The organism is Ralstonia sp. 25C, from assembly GCF_051904805.1.
Lineage (GTDB): Bacteria > Pseudomonadota > Gammaproteobacteria > Burkholderiales > Burkholderiaceae > Ralstonia.
In genome coordinates this window covers 382,238-405,062 of sequence record NZ_CP196738.1, presented here as the reverse complement: position 1 = coordinate 405,062, position 22,825 = coordinate 382,238, and the positions used below count along the sequence as shown (strand labels likewise).

Annotated in this window: 21 protein-coding genes; 10 read left to right on the top strand and 11 right to left on the bottom strand. The window is 62.4% G+C overall.

Translation table 11 applies throughout. From position 1 onward, the window contains the following. Window position 1: 1 nt before the first annotated feature. Window positions 2-1,726, bottom strand: coding sequence for a fumarate reductase/succinate dehydrogenase flavoprotein subunit (locus ACS7SF_RS20340; protein WP_439893944.1), 1,725 nt, complete (start codon window positions 1,724-1,726; stop codon window positions 2-4). Then, window positions 1,723-2,511 (bottom strand): GntR family transcriptional regulator, encoded by a 789-nt coding sequence (locus tag ACS7SF_RS20335; protein WP_439893943.1) that lies wholly within the window; start codon window positions 2,509-2,511, stop codon window positions 1,723-1,725. Before ACS7SF_RS20335 ends, ACS7SF_RS20340 begins: the two co-directional genes overlap by 4 nt. Window positions 2,512-2,841: 330 nt before the next feature. Here ACS7SF_RS20335 and ACS7SF_RS20330 point away from each other — a divergent pair, with 330 nt between their 5' ends. The 7 genes from ACS7SF_RS20330 (at window position 2,842) to ACS7SF_RS20300 (ending at window position 11,387) form a co-directional block, all read left to right on the top strand. Continuing rightward, a complete protein-coding gene (locus ACS7SF_RS20330; protein ID WP_439893942.1) occupies window positions 2,842-3,831 on the top strand; it encodes an ABC transporter substrate-binding protein in 990 nt (329 codons plus the stop codon). A 98-nt stretch (window positions 3,832-3,929) separates the two neighbouring features. After that, entirely contained in the window at window positions 3,930-5,513 is a 1,584-nt protein-coding gene (locus ACS7SF_RS20325) for a sugar ABC transporter ATP-binding protein (RefSeq protein ID WP_439893941.1), read from the top strand. Continuing rightward, on the top strand, window positions 5,510-6,562 hold the full coding sequence (locus ACS7SF_RS20320) for an ABC transporter permease (RefSeq protein ID WP_439893940.1): 1,053 nt from the start codon (window positions 5,510-5,512) through the stop codon (window positions 6,560-6,562). The genes ACS7SF_RS20325 and ACS7SF_RS20320 overlap by 4 nt, the downstream gene beginning before the upstream one ends. Next, the gene (gene yjfF / locus ACS7SF_RS20315; protein ID WP_439893939.1) at window positions 6,559-7,635 is read left to right on the top strand and encodes a galactofuranose ABC transporter, permease protein YjfF; all 1,077 of its coding nucleotides are present in this window, start codon (window positions 6,559-6,561) and stop codon (window positions 7,633-7,635) included. The genes ACS7SF_RS20320 and yjfF overlap by 4 nt, the downstream gene beginning before the upstream one ends. A 252-nt stretch (window positions 7,636-7,887) precedes the next feature. Continuing rightward, on the top strand, window positions 7,888-9,471 hold the full coding sequence (locus ACS7SF_RS20310) for a methyl-accepting chemotaxis protein (protein ID WP_439893938.1): 1,584 nt from the start codon (window positions 7,888-7,890) through the stop codon (window positions 9,469-9,471). Between the two features lie 93 nt (window positions 9,472-9,564). Further along, the gene (locus ACS7SF_RS20305) at window positions 9,565-10,539 is read left to right on the top strand and encodes a GNAT family N-acetyltransferase (protein WP_439893937.1); all 975 of its coding nucleotides are present in this window, start codon (window positions 9,565-9,567) and stop codon (window positions 10,537-10,539) included. A 35-nt stretch (window positions 10,540-10,574) separates the two neighbouring features. After that, the gene (locus ACS7SF_RS20300; RefSeq protein WP_439893936.1) at window positions 10,575-11,387 is read left to right on the top strand and encodes an arylamine N-acetyltransferase family protein; all 813 of its coding nucleotides are present in this window, start codon (window positions 10,575-10,577) and stop codon (window positions 11,385-11,387) included. A gap of 63 nt (window positions 11,388-11,450) precedes the next feature. On the opposite strand, the gene ACS7SF_RS20295 is transcribed toward ACS7SF_RS20300, so the two are convergent. Together ACS7SF_RS20295 and ACS7SF_RS20290 are read right to left on the bottom strand one after the other, a co-directional pair. After that, the gene (locus tag ACS7SF_RS20295) at window positions 11,451-13,109 is read right to left on the bottom strand and encodes a HEPN domain-containing protein (RefSeq protein ID WP_439893935.1); all 1,659 of its coding nucleotides are present in this window, start codon (window positions 13,107-13,109) and stop codon (window positions 11,451-11,453) included. A gap of 185 nt (window positions 13,110-13,294) precedes the next feature. Beyond that, window positions 13,295-13,564 carry a hypothetical protein gene (locus ACS7SF_RS20290; RefSeq protein ID WP_439893934.1) on the bottom strand — a complete coding sequence of 90 codons (270 nt, stop codon included), beginning with the start codon at window positions 13,562-13,564 and terminating at the stop codon, window positions 13,295-13,297. 598 nt (window positions 13,565-14,162) lie between these two features. On the opposite strand from ACS7SF_RS20290, the gene ACS7SF_RS20285 reads away from it, so the two are divergent. Continuing rightward, window positions 14,163-17,105, top strand: coding sequence for an HD domain-containing phosphohydrolase (locus tag ACS7SF_RS20285; RefSeq protein WP_439893933.1), 2,943 nt, complete (start codon window positions 14,163-14,165; stop codon window positions 17,103-17,105). A 36-nt stretch (window positions 17,106-17,141) separates the two neighbouring features. On the opposite strand, the gene ACS7SF_RS20280 is transcribed toward ACS7SF_RS20285, so the two are convergent. Both ACS7SF_RS20280 and ACS7SF_RS20275 read right to left on the bottom strand, forming a co-directional pair. Continuing rightward, window positions 17,142-17,468: a hypothetical protein gene (locus ACS7SF_RS20280; RefSeq protein ID WP_439893932.1), complete on the bottom strand. Its 327-nt coding sequence runs from the start codon at window positions 17,466-17,468 to the stop codon at window positions 17,142-17,144. Between the two features lie 25 nt (window positions 17,469-17,493). Continuing rightward, the gene (locus tag ACS7SF_RS20275) at window positions 17,494-18,120 is read right to left on the bottom strand and encodes a TetR/AcrR family transcriptional regulator (RefSeq protein ID WP_439893931.1); all 627 of its coding nucleotides are present in this window, start codon (window positions 18,118-18,120) and stop codon (window positions 17,494-17,496) included. 111 nt (window positions 18,121-18,231) lie between these two features. Between ACS7SF_RS20275 and ACS7SF_RS20270 the strand changes: the two genes are divergently transcribed. Next, complete coding sequence (locus ACS7SF_RS20270) at window positions 18,232-18,687, top strand: DUF6130 family protein (protein ID WP_439893930.1); 456 nt, start codon at window positions 18,232-18,234, stop codon at window positions 18,685-18,687. 9 nt (window positions 18,688-18,696) lie between these two features. Here the strand turns inward: ACS7SF_RS20270 and ACS7SF_RS20265 are convergent, their stop codons facing one another. From ACS7SF_RS20265 to ACS7SF_RS20245, 5 genes are all read right to left on the bottom strand, one after another. After that, window positions 18,697-19,020 carry a hypothetical protein gene (locus ACS7SF_RS20265; protein ID WP_439893929.1) on the bottom strand — a complete coding sequence of 108 codons (324 nt, stop codon included), beginning with the start codon at window positions 19,018-19,020 and terminating at the stop codon, window positions 18,697-18,699. 91 nt (window positions 19,021-19,111) lie between these two features. Next, window positions 19,112-19,669 (bottom strand): hypothetical protein, encoded by a 558-nt coding sequence (locus ACS7SF_RS20260; protein WP_439893928.1) that lies wholly within the window; start codon window positions 19,667-19,669, stop codon window positions 19,112-19,114. Window positions 19,670-19,895: 226 nt separating this feature from the next. Beyond that, window positions 19,896-20,294 (bottom strand): putative quinol monooxygenase, encoded by a 399-nt coding sequence (locus ACS7SF_RS20255; protein WP_439893927.1) that lies wholly within the window; start codon window positions 20,292-20,294, stop codon window positions 19,896-19,898. Window positions 20,295-20,304: 10 nt separating this feature from the next. Then, window positions 20,305-20,730: a GlcG/HbpS family heme-binding protein gene (locus ACS7SF_RS20250; RefSeq protein ID WP_439893926.1), complete on the bottom strand. Its 426-nt coding sequence runs from the start codon at window positions 20,728-20,730 to the stop codon at window positions 20,305-20,307. A gap of 24 nt (window positions 20,731-20,754) precedes the next feature. Then, window positions 20,755-21,768, bottom strand: a complete 1,014-nt coding sequence (locus ACS7SF_RS20245; protein WP_439893925.1) for a zinc-binding alcohol dehydrogenase family protein — start codon at window positions 21,766-21,768, stop codon at window positions 20,755-20,757. Window positions 21,769-21,865: 97 nt separating this feature from the next. On the opposite strand from ACS7SF_RS20245, the gene ACS7SF_RS20240 reads away from it, so the two are divergent. After that, window positions 21,866-22,795, top strand: a complete 930-nt coding sequence (locus ACS7SF_RS20240) for a LysR family transcriptional regulator (RefSeq protein ID WP_439894438.1) — start codon at window positions 21,866-21,868, stop codon at window positions 22,793-22,795. Window positions 22,796-22,825: the final 30 nt, after the last annotated feature.

Sequence of the window (22,825 nt, the reverse complement as noted above, 5' to 3'; positions counted from 1 at the left end):
ATCAGGCTGCCTTGGGGATGCGCATGTGTGCGTAGGAATTGGTGCCGCGCACATCGACGGGAATGACGTAGGGTTCGACCGCCTGCTTGCGGCTGGCCATGGCGCCGCGCGCGTCCTTGTACAGGCGCGTGTGGCAGAACCAGTTGGCGTCATCGCGCTCGGGGTAGTCCACGCGGTGGTGGTACAGGCCCCAGCGGCTTTCCGTGCGGAAGAGCGAGGCGCGCGCCGCCATCTCTGCACAGTCGCGGATGAAGCTGACTTCCATGGCGCGCATCAGCTCGTGCGGGTTGCGTGCGTGCAGGTGGGTGATGTCGTCGGCAATTTCGTCGAAGCGGCGCAGGCCGATTTCCATCTTGCGCGTGACCTTGGGCGGCTGCAGGTAGTCGTTGACCATGCGGCGCAGCTTGTATTCCACCTGCGCGGGGGCGAGGCCGTGGTCGCGTTGCAGCGGCGCGAAGATGCGCGCGCGCTCGCGTTCGATCTGTTCGCTGTCGATCCGTGCATCACCTTGCTTGCCGGCGATGTAATCCGCTGCGTTCTGCCCGGCAAACCAGCCATAGGTGAACGCGCCGAGCATGTAGTTGTGCGGCACGGCGGCCATGTCGCCGGCGGAGTAGAGGCCCGGCACGGTCGTCTCCGCACGCGCATTCACATACACACCCGATGCGCTGTGCCCGCTGCAGAAGCCGATTTCCGAGATGTGCATCTCCACCATCTGCGTGCGGTAGTCCGTACCGCGCCCGGCGTGGAAGCGGCCACGGCTCGGCCGTTCGTTGGTGTGCAGGATCGTTTCGATGGTCTGGATGGTTTCTTCGGCCAAGTGGTCGAGCTTGAGGAACACCGGGCCCTTGCCGCCCTGCAGCTCCTGATAGAACTCCCACATCATCTGGCCGCTCCAGTAGTCGCACTGGATGAAGCGCTCACCGCGCGCGTTGGCGGTGTAGCCGCCCAGCGGGCCGGTGACGTAGGCGCAGGCGGGGCCGTTGTAATCCTTGATGAGTGGGTTGATCTGGAAGCATTCCAGATTGGCGAGTTCCGCACCGGCGTGATACGCCATCGCATAGCCGTCGCCTGCGTTGGTGGGGTTCTCGTACGTGCCCATCAGGTAGCCCGATGCCGGCAAGCCGAGTCGCCCGGCCGCACCGCAGCTCAACACCACGGCCTTCGCGCGCACCACCAGGAAATCCGCCGTACGGCAATCGAAGCCGAGCACACCGCACGCTGCGCCATCGGCATCGGTCAGCACGCGCGTAACGACGATGCGGTTGGTGATCTCCACCCGCGCGCGCTTGAGTTGTCGATACAGGACTTTCTTGATGTCATGCCCTTCCGGCATCGGCAGCACGTAGCTGCCCATGTGATGCACTTTCTTGACGGCGTAGTCGCCCGTCTCGTCCTTCTCGAACTTCACGCCCCAGCGGTCGAGCTGTTCGATGGTGGCAAAGCTGTGCTGCGCATACGCATATACGGCCGATTGATCGACGATGCCGTCGTTGGCCAGTGTGATCTCGCGCGTGTATTGCTCCGGCGTGGCATGGCCGGGAATGACCGCGTTGTTCAGCCCGTCCATGCCCATCGAGATGGCGCCGCTGCGCTTCACGTGCGCCTTGTCGATCAGCAGCACGCGCAGCGCGGGGTTGCGTTCCTTTGCCTTGATGGCCGCCATGGGGCCGGCGGTGCCGCCGCCCACGACGACGAGGTCGTACTCCAGTTCCAACGTGTTCATACGGTGCCTTGCAGAGGGAAGATGGATTGCGCCGATGCGGCCACCTGCCGGTCCAGCCGCAGCCGGTACTGGAAGGCGTCGCCGCGGAAATAGAGGCGTTCAAAGTCGATGGGTGTGCCGTGCGCATCGTGTGTGAGGCGCTCCACGCGCAGCAGCGGCGCACCGGCGCCCGTGTCGAGCGCGGCGGCGGTGGCGTGGTCTGCCAGTGCGGCATCGATGGCCAGCGTGGCATGGCCTAGCGCCACACCGGCGTCCTGCTCCAGCACGAGAAACACATCGCGCGTGGCAAGGTCTGCGCGGGCCACGATGCTGCCGAGCGCTTCCGGCAGCCACGTCTGCTCCAGTGAAATGGGCGATTGATCCAGCAAGCGCACGCGATGCAGTTCCGTGACGGGTGAGCCGGGCACCAGTTGCAATGCCTGCGCCACGTCTGCCGGCGCGGGCACCGTTTGCAGCTTCAGCACGCGGTTGCGGATCGCATGGCCCTGCGCCGACATCGCCTCCGCAAAGCCTTGCAGCGCGGTCACGTTCTGGAACGCCTTGGGCTGGCTTACAAACGTGCCCTTGCCATGGCGGCGGTAGATCAACCCCTCGTTCTGCAAGTCGGCCAAGGCCTGACGCACGGTGATGCGGCTGGCGCCAAATTGCGCACCCAGCGCCGCCTCCGAAGGCAGCAGGGATGCCGGCGCGTACAGGCCGCTGACAATGCCCTCGCGCAGCGCACCCTTGATCTGCTCATAGAGCGGCGGGGCCGGCAAGCGAGGTGAGGGTGGGGACGTCGTCATCTGGGTGCGAACTCGTCATAACAAGTGAGTGCGCCCAGTCTAAAAAACCGGCAATGCCAGGGGAACGAAGCTTTTTCGATATGGTTCTGCGGTTTTTGCGGGCGAAAGCATGGGGCGTTTTGTGCGCTGCACGATGCTGCAGCCTAGCGCGCGATATCAGAATCGATATCCATGTCGCCAGAAAAAAGCATTAGACGGTTATGTCTCACTGTCCATAACATGGCTCAGCACGAACGGCTGGCCACGAGGGCATGGTTGCCGGCTGAAAAAGAAACGTGCGCAGCCGCAAGGGCAGTGACGGGCTGCTTCCACCATAAGAGGAGATACGCAATGACAACAACGCGCGCTGACCGCGCCAGACGTACCGTATTGACCTTTCTCGCCACGGCCAGCGTGCTGTTGGCTACCGGGGCGGGGTCCGCTGCCTACGCGGCGGACAAGGCCTTCACCATGGGCTTTGCCCAGGTGGGTGCCGAAAGCGAGTGGCGCACCGCCAACTCCGAGTCGATCAAATCCGCCGCCAAGGCGGACGGCGTGAACCTGAAATTCTCCGACGCTCAGCAGAAGCAGGAAAACCAGATCAAGGCGATCCGCTCGTACATCGCCCAGAAGGTCGACGTGATTGCCTTCTCGCCGGTGGTGGAATCCGGTTGGGACACGGTGCTGCAAGAGGCCAAGGCGGCCAAGATTCCGGTCATCCTCACCGACCGTGGGGTCGACAGTAAGGACACTTCGCTCTACACCACCTTCATCGGTTCGGACTTCGTGGAGGAAGGCCGCAAGGCAGGCCGCTGGCTGCTGGACAACATGAAGCCCAAGGGCGGCGATGTGAACATCGTTGAGTTGCAGGGCACCGTCGGCTCCGCCCCGGCCATCGACCGCAAGCGCGGCTTTGAAGAGATCATCAAGGCCGATCCGCACTACAAGATCATCCGTTCACAAACGGGTGATTTCACCCGCGCCAAGGGCAAGGAGGTGATGGAAGCCTTCCTTAAGGCCGAAGGCAAGAAGATCAACGTGCTGTTCGCGCATAACGACGACATGGCGATCGGCGCCATCCAGGCCATTGAAGAAGCGGGCCTGAAGCCGGGCAAGGACATCACCATCATCTCCATCGACGGCGTGAAGGGCGCGTTTGAAGCCATGATGGCCGGCAAGCTGAACGTGACGGTGGAATGCAGCCCGCTGCTCGGGCCGCAACTGATGGATACCGCGCGCGCCGTGCTGGCGGGCAAGCCTGTGCCCAAGCGCATCGTCACCAAGGAAGGCATCTTCCCGATGGATGTGGCCGCCAAGGAGTTTCCGAACCGCAAGTACTGAGTATTTGCGAACGTTCGCTAGCTCTTAGCTGAACAGGTGCAAGCCGGACGGCGAATGATTCCGCCGTACCGGCTGCGCCACGTTAACAGGTGACACCCATGTCGGATCACGTTGAACTCGCCGCGCACGATGCACGCGGCGCGCTGCTGCACATGCGCGGCATCTCCAAAAACTTCCCTGGCGTGCAGGCGCTGGCCGGGGTGGATTTCCGCTTGTTTCCCGGTGAAGTGCATGCCCTGATGGGGCAGAACGGCGCCGGCAAATCGACGCTCATCAAGGTGCTGACCGGCGTGGAGGCCCCCGACGCGGGCGAGATCCTGCTGGGTGGTCAACCCATTGCCCCAGGCTCGCCGCTGGAGGCGCAAAAGCTCGGCATCAGCACGGTGTATCAAGAGGTGAATCTCTGCCCGAACCTGACGGTGGCGGAGAACATCCATATCGGCCGCTTCCCCATGCGCATGGGCAGTATCGACTGGCGCGCTACCAACCGCGCGGCCCAGGCGCTGCTGGCCGATCTGAACATCCACATCGACGTCACGCTGCCGCTGTCGCTGTATCCGGTGGCCATTCAGCAGATGGTGGCGATTGCGCGGGCGCTTTCCACCGAAGCGCGCATTCTCATCCTGGACGAACCCACCTCCAGCCTGGACGACGACGAGGTTGCGCGCCTGTTTGCCGCCATTCGCACGCTCAAGGCGCGCGGCATGGCCGTGCTGTTCGTCACGCATTTTCTTGAGCAGACCTACGCCATTTCCGACCGCATTACCGTGCTGCGCAATGGTCGGCTGGAAGGCGAATACGCCGCGCGTGATCTGCCGCAACTGCAATTGATCAACAAGATGGTCGGGCGCGACATCGATGCCAGCCGCTTCGAGCGGACCGAAGTGCCGCCGGTGGATGACACCGCACCCGCGTTTCTCAGTGCGCGCGGCATGGGCCGCCGTGGCGTGGTGCAGCCGCTCGATCTGGACGTGCGCCCGGGCCAGGTGCTGGGCCTGGGCGGGTTGCTGGGCTCCGGCCGCACCGAGACCGCGCGCCTGCTCTTCGGCGTGGACCGCAATGACGCGGGCGCCATCAACGTGCAGGGCCAAGCGCACCAGTTCAGCTCCCCGAGGGATGCCATCCGCCAGGGCATCGGATTCTGCCCCGAAGACCGCAAGACCGAAGGCATCATCGCCGAGTTGTCGATTCGGGAGAACATCATCCTCGCGCTGCAGGCCAAGCGCGGCCTGTTCCGTTACCTGCCCAAGAAGCGCCAGCGCGAGATTGCCGACCAGTACATCGTCCAACTCGGCATCAAGACGCCCGATGCAGAAAAGCCCATCGGCCAGCTCTCGGGCGGTAATCAGCAGAAGGCAGTGCTGGCGCGCTGGCTGGCAACGGACCCGGCCATGCTGATCCTGGATGAGCCCACGCGCGGCATCGACATTGCCGCCAAGCTCGACATCATGGACTTGGTGACCGCGCAGTGCCGCAAGGGCATGGCGATCTTGTTCATTTCCAGCGAGCTGCCCGAGGTGCTGCGCGTGAGCCACCGGCTGGCCATCCTGCGTGATCGCAAGAAGGTCGGCGAGCTGGCTGGCGAAGACGTCACCGAAGACAACCTGTACGACGTGATTGCCGGCGGGGAATTGCCGGCTAAACCACCGATCAACCAGTCCGCCACCGGAGGTACAGCATGACGCAACCTTCTCGCATGCGTACGCTTGCTGGCCACCGGCTGTTCTGGCCCTGCGTGACGCTGATCCTGCTCTGCATACTCAACACGTGGTTCAACCCGCATTTCTTTCACCTGGAAATCCGCAGCGGGCACCTGTACGGCAGCGTGATCGACATCCTCAACCGCGCAGCACCACTGATGCTCGTGTCGCTGGGCATGACGCTGGTGATTGCGGTGGGCGGCATCGACATTTCCGTCGGTGCGGTGGTGGCCATCTCCGGCGCCATTGCGGCATCGCTTATCGGCGGCACGCTGGTCGTGCAGAACGGTTTGCCGGTGTATGTGACCAAGGTGCCGCTGGTGCTCGCGCTGCTGGCTGCCGTGGGCGCCGCGCTGGTGTGCGGCCTGTGGAACGGCATGCTGGTGGCGGGCGCTGGCATGCAGCCCATCATCGCCACGCTGATCCTGATGGTGGCCGGGCGCGGCGTGGCGCAGCTCATAACCGGCGGGCAGATCATCACCGTCTACTACGAGCCGTTCTTCTTTGTCGGCAATGGCTATCTGTTCGGGCTGCCGTTTGGCCTGTACATCGCCGCCGCAGTGCTGGGCCTGCTACTGCTGTTGATGCATCGCACGGCACTCGGATTGTTTATCGAAGCGGTTGGCATCAACCCCGTGGCGGCGCGGCTTGCGGGGCTGAACACCAAAGCGCTGCTGTTCGGCATCTATGGCTTCTGCGGTGCCATGGCCGGCGTGGCGGGGCTCATTATCTGCTCCAACGTGAAGAGCGCGGACGGTAACAACGCGGGCCTGCTGCTGGAGCTGGACGCCATTCTGGCTGTCACGCTGGGTGGCACCTCCCTGGCGGGCGGCAAGTTCAGCCTGTGGGGCAGCGTGATTGGCGCGCTCATCATCCAGACGCTCACGTATGCGATCTACTCGATGGGCGTGCCGCCTGAAATCAACCTCGTAGTGAAAGCCGTGGTGGTGTTTGCCGTGTGTCTGGCGCAGTCGGAATCGTTCCGCGCCATGCTCTTTCAACGCCAAGGCCGTGCAGGGGCGCAGTCATGAAAATCAATCCACGGCGCTTGCCGTTCTACGTCACGCTGTTTTTGTTTGTGCTGTTGTTCGGCTTCGGGTCCGTCACTTACACGGGCTTCTTCAGTGTGCAGGTGTTCCTGAACCTGTTGATCGACAACGCATTCCTGATCGTCGTTGCCATTGGCATGACCTTCGTCATCCTGTCGGGCGGGATCGATTTGTCGGTGGGGGCGGTGGTTGCGCTCACCACCATGATCTCGGCCGCGTTGGTCGAGCACCATGGTTGGTCGATCGGCGCCGTGGTGCCGCTGGTGCTGGCCGTGGGCGCGTTGTTCGGCTTGATGATGGGCGTGCTGATCCAGACGTTCCGCATTCAGCCCTTCATCGTCACGCTGGGCGGCATGTTCCTGGCGCGAGGGCTGTGCTACCTCATCAGCATTGATTCGATCAGCATTACAGACCCCACGTACACGGCGCTCTCGCAGCACAAGATTTTTGTGGGCGGTGGCAACTATGTGTCGCCCAGCGTGGTGATTGCGCTGGTGGTGTTTGCGGCAGCCGCATGGCTGGCGCATTGCAGCCGCTTTGGCCGCACGGTGTATGCGCTGGGCGGCAACGAGCGGTCGGCCTTGCTGATGGGGCTGCCGGTGGCGCGCACGCGCATCCTCGTCTATGTGCTGAGCGGGTTGTGCTCGGCGCTGGGCGGCGTGCTGGTCACGTTCTACATGCTCTCGGGCTACGGGCTGCATGCGCAGGGTATGGAGTTGGACGCCATTGCCGCCACGGTGGTGGGCGGCACGTTGCTCACCGGCGGCGTGGGGCTCATCAGCGGCAGTGTGGTGGGCGTGCTGCTGCTGGGCGTCATCCAATCGTTGATCACGTTCGATGGCACGCTCAGCTCGTGGTGGGCGCGCATTGCCATTGGTGTGCTGTTGTGCGTGTTCTGCCTCATGCAGCGCGCGCTTGGACGCGCACAGCGTGGTGCGTCGGTGCCGCCATCGGGCGGGAATCGCTCTGCACGGCAGGCACCCAAGCCGGCCAACGATGCCGCGGCGCCGGCTGCCATCGTGCATGCCCATCATGCAACGGTATCGCCGAGCTGAGGTATCGCGGGAACGCCGTACCGGTGCCTCCAGTTGCACGGTGGGTGGGGGCATTGCCGACACCCCATTTCAACCTGGTAGTCGACTGCAAAGCACTGCGCATCAGCGTCATGTGAACTGCAGTCGTCTGCCGGCGCTTTCATTCCTCAACAAAGCGCAAAACCCCTTCAGCTGCTTGTTCTTCGGTCGATATGCAGCCTATGCAAGACTCAATTTCGACAGATTGAGTGCGGCGCAACGGACGGGGAAAAAATGAGCTCAATGGTGCATTCGGTACGGTTCAAACTTTTGGCAGCCTTTGGCATTTGCCTGGTGCTGCTGATGGCGACGGGCGTGTTTGGCGTGACGGGTTTGATGCGCCTGAACGGCAACATGAATGACGCCTACACCGGCAACACACTGCCGATTGCACGCTTGTCGGAAATGCGTGCAGCGCAACTCGATGTGCGCTTGCAACTGCGGCGAATCCAAGTCTTCAAGGACGACGCTGCCAAGGCTGCGCAGTCCATCCAGACGATTCGTGCCGACATGGAGCAGATCAACGGCACATGGAAGCAATATTTCCCCGACAGCATCACGAGCGATGAAGAGCGCCAGGTCGCCAACCAGATCAACGAGGCGATGCAGACGTTCAATACAGCGACAACTGATGTGATCAACGCGCTGCAAGCCGGTCACGTGGATGCTGCGTCAGAGCACATCAACCGGCACGCCGTTGCGGGGGAGGCCATTAGCACGTTGCTGACCAAAGACATCGCCATCAATCTCTCGCAAGCCAAGGCGTTCGTGACCGATAGCGAAGCCACATACCACCGCATTCTCGTTGTGGCCATCGTGCTGGTGTGCGCAGGGTTTGTGGTGGGTGTTGGCATGTGCTGGTACTTGCTGCGTGCGATCTCGCGCCCGCTCAGCCGTGCTGTGAACGTGGCCAACGACATTGCCGGTGGCAAGCTGGAGAACGGCATCGTTGTTGACACGCAGGGCGAGTTTGGCGAACTGCTGGTCGCGCTGCGGACGATGGATCAGCAACTGACCCAAACGGTGCGCGGTATCAAGGTGTCGGCCGAATCGGTGACGGTGGCGTCCAAGGAAATTGCCGCCGGCAATATCGACTTGTCTGCACGCACGGAACAGCAGGCCGCATCACTGGAAGAAACCGCGTCGAGCATGACGCAGTTGACCGAGACCGTGAAGCAGAACGCAGAGAACGCCGCTCAGGCCGATGCGCTGGCCTCCAACGCCAGCACCATTGCACAGGCTGGCAACGTGGCCGTGCAGGCGATGGTCGGCACGATCGACCAGATCAGCACCAGCTCGGGCAAGATTTCCGAGATCACCGGGTTGATTGAAGGCATTGCTTTCCAGACCAACATCCTGGCGCTCAACGCCGCCGTGGAAGCCGCACGAGCCGGCGAACAGGGCCGCGGCTTTGCCGTGGTCGCCAGCGAAGTGCGCACGCTCGCACAGCGCTCCGCTTCTGCTGCCAAGGAGATCAAGGGACTGATCGGCGCTTCTGTTGCCGTGGTGCAGGCGGGCTCGCAACAAGCCGCTGAAGTGGGCGAGACCATGGCTGAAGTAAAGGAGGCTATCCGCCGCGTGTCGGAGATCGTGGCCGAGATTGCCGCGGCGTCTGCCGAGCAAAGCCGAGGCATCGAGCAAGTCAACCAGGCCGTCGTGCAGATGGACGAAGTGACGCAGCAGAACGCCGCGCTGGTGGAGCAGGCGGCAGCGGCAGCCCAGTCCCTCGAAGAGCAGGCAACGACCTTGCGACGCGCGGTATCGGTGTTCCAAATGGGAAATGGCACCGGGGGCACCGCAGGCCCGGCCTTTGCCTGACCACCCGTAGAGAAGCGGGGCAAAAGCGGGTGGCTTGAACAGGTTGCTCCATGCAACTATATTGGTTGTTCTACGCAACCAATCGAGGCTGTCATGGATTTCATCGAAGCCCCCGCCCAGCCCCGCGAGCAAACCATCAGCGAGCTGCGCGAGGTCTCGCGCAGGCTGGTGCGTGAACTCGGTTTCATGCGCAGCACGCTGGCGCAGAGCGATCTACCGCCTTCCGCTGTGCACGCCATCCTGGAGATTGCCGGCACGCCCGGCATCCAGGCGCGCGATCTGGCCGAACGCTTGCGGCTGGACAAATCCAGCACCAGTCGCCAGGTCACCCGCCTGGAATCCGCCGGGCTGGTCGAGCGCCGCGCCTGTGATGACGATGGCCGATCTTCCGAGCTCTACCTGACGCGCGCCGGCCAGCAGTTGCGCCGCAAGATCGACGCTTATGCGTCTGACCAGGTATCGAACGCGCTGCGCCACCTCGCCCCGCTGGACCAACAGCGGTTGCTTGCGTCGATGTCGCAGTACGTCAGCGCGCTGGCTGACGACAACGACCACAAAGCACCAATCACCGCCAACGAGCCCGGCATCCAGATCGTGCAGGGCTACGTGCCCGGCTGCATTGGCGACATTGCCAGCCTGCACGGCCGCTTCTACGCCCAGCACTGGGGGTTTGGCGTGTTCTTCGAGCGCCGCGTCGCCCAGGAACTGGCCGACTTTGCGCAATCCCTGCCGGACGACAACAAGGCGCTCTGGCTCTGCGTAGAAAACGGCCGTAGCCTGGCCTCGCTCGCCATCGACGGCAACCCGCACTATCGCGCCGCACACCTGCGCTGGTTCATCGTGGACGATGCATTGCGCGGCACCGGCATTGGCCGCGAGCTGATGTCGCGCGCCATGCGCTTTGTTGACGCGCGCTTTGACGAGACCTACCTCAACACCTTCAAGGGCCTGGACGCCGCCCGCCACCTCTACGAATCATTCGGCTTTACGCTTACGCACGAAGAAACCGGCACACAGTGGGGCAGCCCCGTGACCGAACAGCAGTTCCGCCGCCGCGTAAAAGACTGATAAGATCCGCGCCCCCGCGCACAAGGAGACCGCACGTGACATCGCCCATCAACCTGGACGCCTACTTCAACCGCATCCGGTGGGGCGGCGACACCCGCCCGACCTACGACACGCTGGCGCAACTCGTGCATGCGCATATGCGGCACATCCCGTTCGAGAACCTCGACGTGCTGCTCGGACGCGGCATCCGCATTGATCTGGAAAGCATCCAGAACAAGCTCGTCCACGGGCGCCGGGGTGGGTACTGCTTCGAGCACGCCACCTTGTTTGCGGCCGTGTTGGAGCAACTCGGTTTTCAGCCCACGCGCCACCCATCGCGTGTGGTGCTGCTCGCCCCGCGCACCGAAGCGCCGCGCACGCACATGTTCCTGACGGTGCCGCTGCCCGAAGGCACCTTCGTCGTCGACCCGGGTTTTGGCTCGCTGGCGCCGCGTGTGCCGGTACCGCTCGACGGCACGCAGGCCAGCATCGATGGCGAACTGCACTGGATGGCGCGCGATGGCGACCACTGGGTGCTGCGTGCACAGGTGCGCAGCGACACACCCGTCGACGCCTGGGTCACTACGCTAGAGCAGGACTACCCGGTCGACTTTGAGATGGCGAACCACTACACGAGCACGCATCCGACGTCGCCGTTCAAACACCGCATCCTGATGCGCGCACTGACGGACGAGGGGCGGGTGACGGTGATGAATCGGGATGCGACGATTTGGCGGGGGGATACGCCGCATCGGTTTGAGCTGGAGGATCGGCGGGCGCTGCGGGGGCTGCTTGTCGAGTATTTCGGTATCGACCTGCCGGAGGTCGAGCAGATGCGGGTGCCTGGGGTGGAGCTGACGCGGACTTGAGCAGCAAACGAACGGGGCGAGATCAATGATGGTGACAGCGATAATGTTGTTGGAATTCCGCCCCTAGTCGCTCTCGATAAAGTAGGGCTGTATAAGTTCAAGCCGCTTGGTACCCGCCTCTATATAAGCTTGTCCCCAGCATTTGATCCTTTCCTTTTCTTGACCGAAAATCTCAGCTACCGGAATTTCTCCCGGGAGAGGCTGCTGAAGCCATTTCTTCAACGCGGCAACATGATGCTCAGCATAGTCGATGCTGCCGTTGCTATGCAGTAGAAAACAGGAATGCAGCTTGATTCCTTTGATTTTTTCCAATTCCTCGAACTGCTCATCTGATACTTCAAAAAAGCCTGCTGATTTGGTTATTCTGGAGAGCTGTACTCTATCGATGTCAGCGCTAAAATGCAGTTGACTATGGTTTCGGAAGCAGTCCAGGAAATCTTTTGCAATGATGCCGAAATCGATAAAAGCCCAATACGTCAGCATTAGGGCAATTTTACTTACTATTATTCCAACTCTGCCGAAGTCAGTTTCTACAAGGTCTGGCGCGTTTCCGTGGGCAACTGCATCCCTGATGCTTTTTATCTGGTTGAAATCATCATGGGTTAGGTTGATTATGGACCTGACGTCGCTATCCATGGTGTCTAGGACAAATCGATATTTTTCGCCAAACGTCAGGTTGCCGTTGTTAAGGAAAATTCCAGAAATTATCGAAAATATGGCATTTTCCTGCGTTTCGGTCAGTGCTGGGCGAACTTCTTTCAATTTGGTGTGCAGTTTTGTTTCTTTTAGCTCTTGCCCCTTAGATGGTTGACGCTTTTGGCCCTTCGTGCGGTGGTCCACATATTTATCCAAGAGGCTGACGTAACCGAGGGCTTTGTATTCCCAGAAACTATCATATCGCTGCATCCCCGCCAGTCGAACCCATGATATATTTCGATATGGGGAGCGATAATAGTTATCGAAAATAGTTTGCCACCGTCCGTCGAGGAACGCTTTTCTAGTGAGGTAGTCTGCCCAGCTTCGGCTCTTTGATTCGCTTGGCTGTTTTTTGAACGACGGGAAAAACACGTAGTGAAATTTGTCTTCTCTGCTTTTGACAAGCACGTGGACCAAGGCCAGTGGGATAGCGGTCAGTATCGAAAGCAGTGTAGATAATTCATGTGATTTCTCCTTTATGTCGTTGGTGGAGAAGAATCCATCCAGGCAATCAAAATTAAAAATAACGTGTTCATGAACTATGTGGTCTTCTCCATGACGCTTGATTCTAGCGACTGTCTCAGCGGAGAATTTAAAATATTGCGTATCGCTTTTAACGGTGGCAGCTATTTCCTTTAGGTGGTTAGTTTCTTTGGTGGTGGATTCAATTGTTTCTTCAACCCTTCGGAAGGGTAGCAACCATTCGTTCACGTCATCAAAGCGAATGGAGATGGTTTTGAAGGCACCAGTCACATCCCCTGCGATAACATAGTTCACAGCCACGGCATATCCCGCGACCGAGCAGTCAAACAAGGTGAAGATTTCACCGCTGTCGGCGGTGGCTCGAAGATGCTCAAACTTCGTCCCTTCGCCCAAGCGGTCACACGTTAGCCAATCGACGAAGCGAAGATGCGGCCAGTGGCTTGCGCCGAACTGAAGTGTGGCCTCGCCCAGGTCGCCCATCTTTTCATGATGTACTAGTACGGTAAAACTGTACTTTCCAGAGAAATCGATCTCGTTCGACATACGTGATGGGCAAGAAGGTTAATTGTGGGGCGATGCGCGAAGGTGCGGAATTTCACCAGCACACCACGGGGTCGGCGAGCAGCGCTCTCACCGGAAGCGGACGTGCATGGCACAAGTTCTTTCCGTATCTATGAACTGCCTTTTATACCTTCCCCGCCCGTCATCGGGGAAGTGGTTAATCCCTCTTATCTATCCCGCTCCAGTTCCTTCAGCAGTTCCCACCGATACAACTCCACCAACACCCCCTCCAGCGTGGTGAGCACATAAACACCGATACCGTCGAGAAACCCCGCCTGATACTCCGCAGATTTCTCGCTGGCGTGCATCTGCAACTCCCACCGCAGCACCCTCGGCTCAAACTGCCGATGCAGCTTCAACCCCGCCTGCGTGCGCCGCAGAAACTCCCGCGCAGACAGCGCGCCGTTCAGATAGTCCCGGTTGTGTTCAAGCGTCATCGCGCACCTCCGCACACGGCGTGGCGATCAATGCAGGGCGGGGCGGGGAAATGTGCGGAGCAGCGTCCGCAAATGGTGGGGACAGCGTGAATCAGTAATGCCATCGTCTTGCCCTCTAACTTTGAGTAAGGGGAGCCGCCCACCGAGAGGGGTGGGCGGGCACACGGCAAGGTCTGCAATACCGATCAAGTTCACCAACAACCGGCAGGGCCGTGAGGCCCTCCCTGCCGGGCCCGCCCATATAGGCGAACGACGGCACGCAAGGGCCATAACGGCACTCACGGGCGAACTTGAATTCGGGATTGCAGTCCCGGCTGCGCTTGTTTGCGCGAGCGGGGGAGAGTTTACGGGCGGCCAGCGGTGGCGGCAAGCTGGGGTTTGTGGCGGTAACCGGCTCAGAGCACGCGCATCGAACCGAAAATGCCCCGTGATAACAGCGTTCAGATCAGAAGGGCAACCCACATCCCCCAAGTGAACCCAAAACCCCACGAACCTTGACGATCCGTGGGGCGCCGCCAACACTGCACAGTGCACGCACCACGGTCATCGCCAAGCCAACGCAGCCGCCGTCTGCCGTGTCCCACCGAGGGAGGGCCCCATGCAACCGCGCAGGAGTTACCCGCTTTATGTTCACCTGTGGGTGCTGTTTGGCTCGCTGACGCTGGCGTTGGGCGCGCTGATCTGCGGCATCCATTTCTACCAAGCCAAAGCTGCGCAGGAGAAGGCGGCGGCTGAAGCCACGCGCCGCATCAGCCTGGAAACGCTGAACGAGGTTGAGGACCTGATGACGCCCGCGCTGATGGCGGTCAAGCTCATCAGCCACAGCTCACTGGCCGATGCGCAGTCGGTCGACGCGCGGATGGCGCGCCTGGCGCTCGTGCGCGACGCATTGGAGACCTCACCGGTGCTGCAGTCGCTGTACGTGGGTTATGCGGATGGCAGCTTCTTTTACGTGCGGCCGCTGCGTGCGGCGGCGGATCGCACGGTATTCAACGCCCCCGAGCGTGCCGCCTATGTGGTGCGCACTGTCGAACACACGGGCGGCGTGTCCCGAGGGCAACTGCATTTTCTGGATGCCACTCTGACGGTCATCCAGACCGCCGATGCCTCGGATTTTGCGGCGAAGTTCGATCCGCGGGACCGGCCGTGGTTCATGTCGGCCATGTCAGCGGGCGGGCTGATCCGCACTGAGCCGTACATGTTCTTCTCAGACCGGCAGGCGGGCGCCACGCTGGCGCTGCCGACGGTGTCTCGCCATGCGGTGGTGGGTGGCGACTTCCGGCTGGATCTGCTTGGCCAAACACTGGAGCGCAAGGAAACCGTCGCGCGGTCTGTGCTTGCGCTGCTGGATGCCAGCGGCCAGGTCGTCGCCATTGATCGAGACGCACCGGCATCCGCCTCGGCGCCAGACACGATCCAGTCGGGCCTGCTCGCGGCCGCAGCCGACTACGGCTTGCCCGTCCTCACACAGCTTGCCGCTGGCGTGCGTGATCTGGATGCATCGGGGACGCGGCAAGCGGTACTCTCCGCCGGCGGCGAGCCGTGGTACACGCGCATCGACCGCCTGACCCCCACCGGCGGCAAGGCGCTGTACCTCGTCTCAGCCATCCCGCAGGACGAGTTGCTGAAGGGGGCGCGGCGCGAGGCTTGGGTGGGCATCGGTGTCACAGGGCTGATCATCGTGTTGTCCTTGCCGCTGATCGGGTGGGCGGCGCGCCGGATCGCGCGGCCCATGCATGCCTTGGCCGATGGCATGGAGGCCATCCGGCGGTTCGACTTCCAGCAGCCCATTGCCGCAACGTCGCGCATCAACGAGGTGAGGGCGCTTGGCGAAACGTCCGAGCAGATGCGAGAGACCATCCAGCGCTTCCTGATCATCATGCAGGCCGTTGCCGCGGAAAGCCGGCTCGAGCAACTCTTGCCGCTGCTGCTGCGCAAGATGCTCGATGCTTCCGGAGGCAGCGCGGGTGTGCTGTACCTGGCGGACGAGGCATCGCTGACCCCGGCCGTGGCGTTCGACCGCAGCGGTGCGGACGTGGCACCCGCGATCGGGCAGACGCCACTACAAGCGGCGCCGCCCTTGATCCGCAGCGCCGTGGGCGCGATGGAGCCGCAGGCCAGCGCACTCGCAGACGACGTCATCCGCACGGCGAAACTCGAACCGCTGACCATGGGCGCGTCATGCCATGCGGCAGCCATTCCCTTGGCGACGCGGGCGCATGAACTGCAAGGCGTCATTCTCATCCTGCGCGATACACCCATCGAAGCAGCCCAGTTGGCTTTCGTGGGGACGCTGGCGAGCCTGTGCGCTGGTGCGCTGGAAGTGCACGCATTGACCGATGCCCAGCGCAAGCTATTCGACGCCTTCATCCAAGTGATCGCCGGTGCGATCGATGCGAAGAGCCCCCACACTGGCGGCCACTGCGGGCGCGTGCCCGAGCTTGCCAAGATGCTGGCCCAGGCCGCGTGCGATGCCACGGACGGCCCCTACCAGTCGTTCCAGATGACCGATGCACAACGCGAGACCCTGCACGTGGCCGCGTGGCTGCACGACTGCGGCAAGGTCACCACCCCCGAGTACGTCATCGACAAGGCGACCAAGCTGGAAACGTTGCACGACCGCATCCACGAGGTGCGCATGCGCTTCGAAGTGCTCAAGCGCGACGCGGAAATCGACTACCTGCGCGCTGTTGCGATGGGCGAAGACGCCGAGGTTGCGCAGCGCCGCCGCGACGCCGAGTGGGCATCACTGGATGAGGACTTTGCGTTTGTCGCCAAGTGCAACCAAGGCAGCGAGTTCATGGATGCCTCGCAGAAGGAACGGCTGCAACGCATTGCCGCCCGCACGTGGACACGCACATTGGACGACCGCCTTGGCGTTTCACAAGAGGAGCTTGCGCGCCAGCAGCGCCAGCCCGCAGCGCCACTGCCGGCGCAGGAACCTCTGCTCGCCGACAAGCCCGAGCACGTGATTGCGCGTACCGAACACGACACCATTCCGCCCGACAATCCGTGGAGATTCAAGCTGAACACGCCCAAGCATCTGTACGACCGGGGCGAGCTGCACAACCTGCTCGTGAGCCGCGGCACGCTCTCGGAAGAAGAGCGTTTCAAGATCGAAGACCACATCGTGCAGACGCAGATCATGCTCTCGCGCGTGCCGTTTCCAAAGGCGCTGCGCGAGGTGCCGGAGATTGCGGGCAACCACCACGAGAAGATGGACGGCACCGGGTATCCGAGGCGGTTGCGCCGCGAACAGATGAGCCCGCTGGCCCGCATGATGGCGATTGCCGATGTGTTTGAAGCGCTCACCGCCGCAGACCGGCCCTACAAGAAGGCGAAGACGCTGTCGGAGTCCGTACGCATCATGGCCATCGCCAAGGCGCAGCAACACATTGACCCGGAGCTGTTCGACCTGTTCCTGAGCAGTGGCGTGTACCTGCGCTATGCCGCCCGCTTCATGCGGCCGGAACAGATCGATGCGGTCGATATCACGCAGTACATCGGTGGGGCGTCGCCGAGTGCCATGGAGCCGGCGTAACCCTTCTAGGCCAACCCGCGTCGTACCGGCGAAGCGTCATCGGCCGAGCTTGAGACTGCGAACCCGGTCCGCCTGCCACGCGCTCACCGCAGCGCTCGCTTGGGCTTCTTCCTCTTGAGACGCCTTCCGATGTTTGTACGGCGACGTGCTCGCAGACAGAATCGGGACGGAGTTGTGGATGTCCTGCGCCAGCCGGCTCAAGTAACCGCGACCTTCGTCGCGATAGCGTTTAGCCTCAGCTGCTGTCAGGCAAATCATGAAGCTGTAGCCAAACGCACCGTGGTCGCAATTGGCGTCGAGATAGAGCGCATCGTCCGCTTCAAATAGGAACCAGCTGTACGGTTCGTGATCCAGCACCTGCATTGAGGTCTCCATGTGCGTAGGTGGCCTACACCTGGATGGCGCTGACGAACAGCTCCATCACGCGCAGGCTTTCGTCGAGAGCCTGGTCTGGGTTTTGTCCCCAGCTCGCGAATTGGCCGTCGATGTGCATTCGCGCCAGGCCATATGCCAGCGCGCGCAGGCCGAGCACGTACTGGTCGATATCGCCGGAGCGCAAGCGCCCTTGCTGTGCCGCGGCTTCCATCAACTGCCGCATGGTTGTACGCAGGCGGTCGTTGCGGTCGCGTAGGCCGGGGCTGTCGAAATCAATCACCGCACGCGTCGAGATAACGTGGAAATGTCCGGGGTTCTCAAACGCCCACCGCAGGAAGCCCTCGCCGATCGCGCGGAAGGCGGCCAGTGGGTCGTCGGCTTGTTCATGGCGGCGCGCTTCGGTGACCCCCGTGAGCAGCCGCTCCTGCGCCTCTTCGGCCACTGCCGTTAGCAAGGCCGTGCGGCTCTTGAAATGACGGAAGGGTGCGCCCGGCGAAACGCCGACGCGTCGCGCCACCTCGCGCACGCTGACTGCCTCCAGGCCCTGTTCTTCGACCAACTCCACTGCGGCGGCAATCAAGGCGCGTCGCAGGTCGCCGTGGTGGTAGTCGCGATCGTCGACGGTTTCAGGAGTGGGCATGGCATGAATTTCGGGAAGAGGGGGGTTATGTAATCAGCGATCACATGTTACATTGCGCAAATGTAATCGCCGATTACATTGGGGTGTTCCAAACCACTACAAGGAGTGCATATGCCTACGTTTACGGTCTCATTGCGCCGGGGCGCGCGCGTCGTTGCCGCGCTGTTGGCGCTTGCCGCCTGCCATGCCGCCAGTGGCGCCACAGAGGCGGGCGCCGGCCCGACGGCTGCGCCGGTTGGGGCGCCGGCAGATGCTTCTGCTCGGCTCGAGGTCTCCGCGCCGCTGGCCGGGCCCCTCGCGCGCGGCGTCGTGGTCGTGCCGTTTCACGCCGAGCATTTGCAGCTTGCGCCGGTCTACGGGGCGGCCGCCGCCAACGTCTCGCCACGCATCGGCCACGTGCACCTGACGCTCGACAACGCCCATTGGCATTGGGTGCAGGCGAGCCCTGATCTCATCGTCCTTCAAGGCCTTGAGGCCGGGTCGCATACGTTGCGGGTAGACCTGGCTGACGCCAAGCATCAGGTGCTCGACAGCCGTACCGTGACATTCACGGTTCCGCAGCGGTGAAGCGATCCACTACGCTTGCCACACCGCATACCCGTCTTCGCGCAATCCGATCGCCAGTTCCACTTCCATCTCGCGTGCGGCCTCGTAGGGCATCGGGTTGAAGCACTCGTACAGCTCCGGCATCAGCCGCAAACCGTACTCCCGCACAAACCGGTTCGATTTCAGCCCCGCCTTGTGCTTGTCAAAACGCACGTCCGGCGACTGCCCGGTCATGCCGACATACACGCAAGGCTTGTCACCGAGGTAATCGGGATTGGCTTTCTTGAAGCGCGCTTCGGTCAGCACTTGCCGCGAGAGTTCGATGACGTAGACGTGGTGGTGGTGGCGGGGCATGGAAGGAACATCGACTTCAAGTTGCTGGGGTACTGGGTAAGCCACTCATCGCACAACCGTCGTCATTGCCGCCTTGGGCGTGAGCATGGCTTCAGCGCGCAGGGCGCCAAGCCTCGAACTCGACCGGCTTCGCGCGGTTCGCGCGTGTCACGGTCGACTTATCCGGTGAGCTGCTGAGTGGATCAGAAAGCGTCACGATCTTGCTGTCGAAGAGCCATGCGCGCCGCCCGCGGTCGTAGCGGAACGTGATGAAGTCGGTCCAGTGCGAACCGCAAGCGACGCCGTTCTGCACGGTAAAGTAGCTGCCCTTGACTGCCAGCCCCTCGTAGCCGTCCTCGAACGGATCGCATTGGCCGCCTTCGTTGGCACGTAGCACGACCGTATCGTTGCGCGCCGAGAGCCGGTACTCTCCGCTTGCCTGTTCCTCGAAAATCAGCAGCGGGCGCGGCGACGGTTTCTCCGCCGAGTCGTCACGCCGGTGGGCGACGACAAGCACGCTGTGCCGACCGCCTTCGATCGCCGGCCCCGCGCGGAATGTCATTGGCCCGTAGCCTGGTGGCAACTGCGCTGCAATGGCCGCAGGCAGGTCGGCCGCGTGCAGCGCGGTGGATGCGGCGAAGAGGGCCGCCGGCAGTAGAAAGCGTTTCATCGGAAGAAGGGCAGGTGCCGCCTAGGTATCGATCGGGCGCATTTTACGCGCCAGCGGTTTAACAGCGATGGCCTATGGCAGAGCCAGGGCCATTGGCAGAAAATCAAGCTAAACGCCGTCACCTCAACGACTCGGCAGCGACGCGGAGGCGCGTCCGTTTGTGGCCGGCAGCAGTGAGTGGTTGTGCTGGCTGCGAGCGGCGGCTTCCGAGCCGAAGGCGACCTGCCTATGGCAGCGGTTGCAAGATAGAGGCTTCGACGGATCCGCTCAGCAGCGGCTTCAGCACACTCAGAAAACGTTGTGACTCCGGCAACTGTTCGAAGGCGACGAACGCATCCTTGTTTCGGAAGCTTTCAATCGCCACAAAGACGTTGGGATCAGGCGTGGCGAGGACTCGGAAATCCACGACTTCTGGACGCTGACGGCTCGCCGAGATGCGCTCCTTGATGAGTCGCAGGAAGTCACTGCGGCTTTCCTGCTTGATGGGAAGTTTGACGACGAGGCCATAGCTGGCCGCATCGCGGGCGTTGGAAGCTTCTGCGGGCGATTGGGCGTGAGCGGCGGAAAAGAAGCCGAGGACCGCCATGGCTGCCACGGGCAGAGCGTAGCGAAGAGGATTCTTCATTTGGTGGGCCTCATTGCAGGAAACCTGCGTTACGCAAGGCTTCCTCGGCGGCCTCGTGGTCCTGGGCAGAGCTGCCCCCGGAGATACCGATGCCGCCCACCAGACGCCCTTCGTGAAAGATCGCCACACCGCCGCCGACAGGCATCAGGCGCGGATGGTGCGCCAGCGGGGCAACGGCGGGTTCGGCCATGTACTGATTCCATTGGTGTGTGGACATGCCGAACGAGGCTGCCGTCCATGCCTTGTTGATGGCGACGTCAGCGGTCAGGAAAGGTGCGGCGTCCGCGCGCTCGAACGCGCGCAGGTGGCCGCCTGCATCGGTAATGGCAATGGTCGCGGCGAACCCGCGCGCAGCGCAGGCGCGACGTGCCTCCGCGAGCAAGGTTTGCGCGGCTTCCAGGCTGATCGTTGCGGTGGTGATGATGGGGGATGTCATGGTGAGGCTCCTTGTCAGAAGGGTTCAGGCGTTCGCGACGACAACTTTGCCGATCATGTTTCCGGCTTCGACCAGCGCATGCGCCTTGATCAAGTTCGCGGCGTTGATGCCATCAATGCGTTGGGTCAGGGTGTGCTTGATGTCTCCGCGATCGACCAGTTCGGCCACGCGACGCAGCAAGGCGTGTTGTCGGGCGAGGGTGTCGGTGGTGAACATGGCGCGCGTGAACATCAGTTCCCAGTGAATCGAAATGGACTTCCCCTTGAACGGCCCGATGTCCAGATCCACCGGATCGTCGATGAGGGCGAATTGCCCCTCGGGACGCAGCACAGCGGCGATCTGCGGCACGTGGGTGGCGCTCTGGTTCAGCCCGGCCACATGGGTGACGTGCTTGATGCCAAGCTCTGCCAATTGAGGTGCCCAGGGTTGACGGTGATCGATGACGTGGTGCGCGCCATGCGCCAACGCCCACTCACGCGTTTCCGGCCGCGAAGCGGTGCCGATCACGGTCATCCCCGTCAGCGTGCGCGCGAGTTGGGTCAGGATGGAGCCCACGCCACCGGCCGCTCCGGTGACCAGCAGTACGTTGTTGTCGGTCGGGTCGGCCGCCTGAACACGTAGGCGGTCAAACAGCAGTTCCCAGGCGGTGATCGCTGTTAGCGGCAGCGATGCGGCCTCCGCGAAATCCAGCGATGCCGGCATGGGGCCGACGATGCGCTCGTCCACTGCATGCAGTTCGCTGTTGCTCCCGGGCCGCGTAATGTCGCCGGCATACCAGACGCGGTCACCGGGCTTGAAGCGCGTCGCGCGCGGTCCGGTCGCGCGGACGATGCCCGCTGCGTCCCAGCCCGCGATACGCGCCTGGCCCTCCGGAATGTCTCCGCCCCGCCGGATCTTGGTATCGACGGGGTTGACGGACACCGCTTTGACTTCCACCAGCAGGTCGTGGTCGCGCAGCTCAGGCGTCGGCAGCTCGATGTCTTGCAGCGCCTGCGGGTGGCTGATGGGGTGGTTCTGATAGAAACCGATGGCTTTCATACACGTTCTCCAGAGAGTGAATGAGGGCCATGCTATCTTTCAGCGATATGCGGATAAACGGGCGATATGCCCAAACACTTTCGGCGTTTCAATGAAAATCATCCGCCTCGATGACGTGCAAATCTTCGTGCACACGGCCGACGCCGGCAGCTTCTCGGAGGCGGCACGCCAACTGAATATCGCGCCTGGGCAGGCAAGTGCGTCCGTGCAGCGGCTGGAAAAGGCGCTGGACGCGCGCCTGTTCACGCGGTCCACGCGCAGCATGCAACTGTCAGAGGCCGGGGAGCGCTACCTGCCGCATGCGCGGATCATGGTTGGCGCCAGGGAGCAAGGCGAGCAGGCGCTGGCCGGCGGTCGGGAGGCACTGTCCGGCCCGCTGCGGCTATCGGCGCCGTCCGATTTCGGCAGAAATCTGCTACTGCCGTGGCTCGACGATTTTCAGCACCAGCACCCCGGTTTATCGGTGCACCTGAAGTTGAGCGACCGGGCGGCCGATCTCATCCGTCAGCCGCTGGATTTCGCCGTGCGCTACGGGGCGCTGCCGGATTCATCCCTTCTGGCCATCAAATTGCTCGACGACAACCGGCGCGCGTTGTGCGCAGCGCCGTCGTACATCGAACAACATGGCGCACCGGCCAAAGTCGATGACCTGCGTCGACACAACTGCCTTCGGTATATCTGGAGCGAGCAGGTCCATGAACGCTGGCGCTTTACGGTGCCCGGCGGCGAGCGCACTGTGGCAGTCACGGGAAACCGCGTGAGCGACGACGCCGATGCGGTGCGACGCTGGGCGATCGCCGGCGAAGGCCTGATCTATAAATCGCGCCTGGATCTCATCAACGACCTGAAGGCCGGACGATTGGTCGAGATCTTTCCGCAGGAGTACGGCGAGCCCGCGCCGCTGCATTTGATTTGCGCGCACCGTGCGCAACTAACGCCCGCCATCAAAGCGCTGAGTGCCTTCCTGCGGGAACGCTGTGTGGCTCTGCTCGCAAGCTACGCCTCGGAAGCCGAGCCAACCGAATAGCACACCGCCGACTCACGCGCACTGAATCGT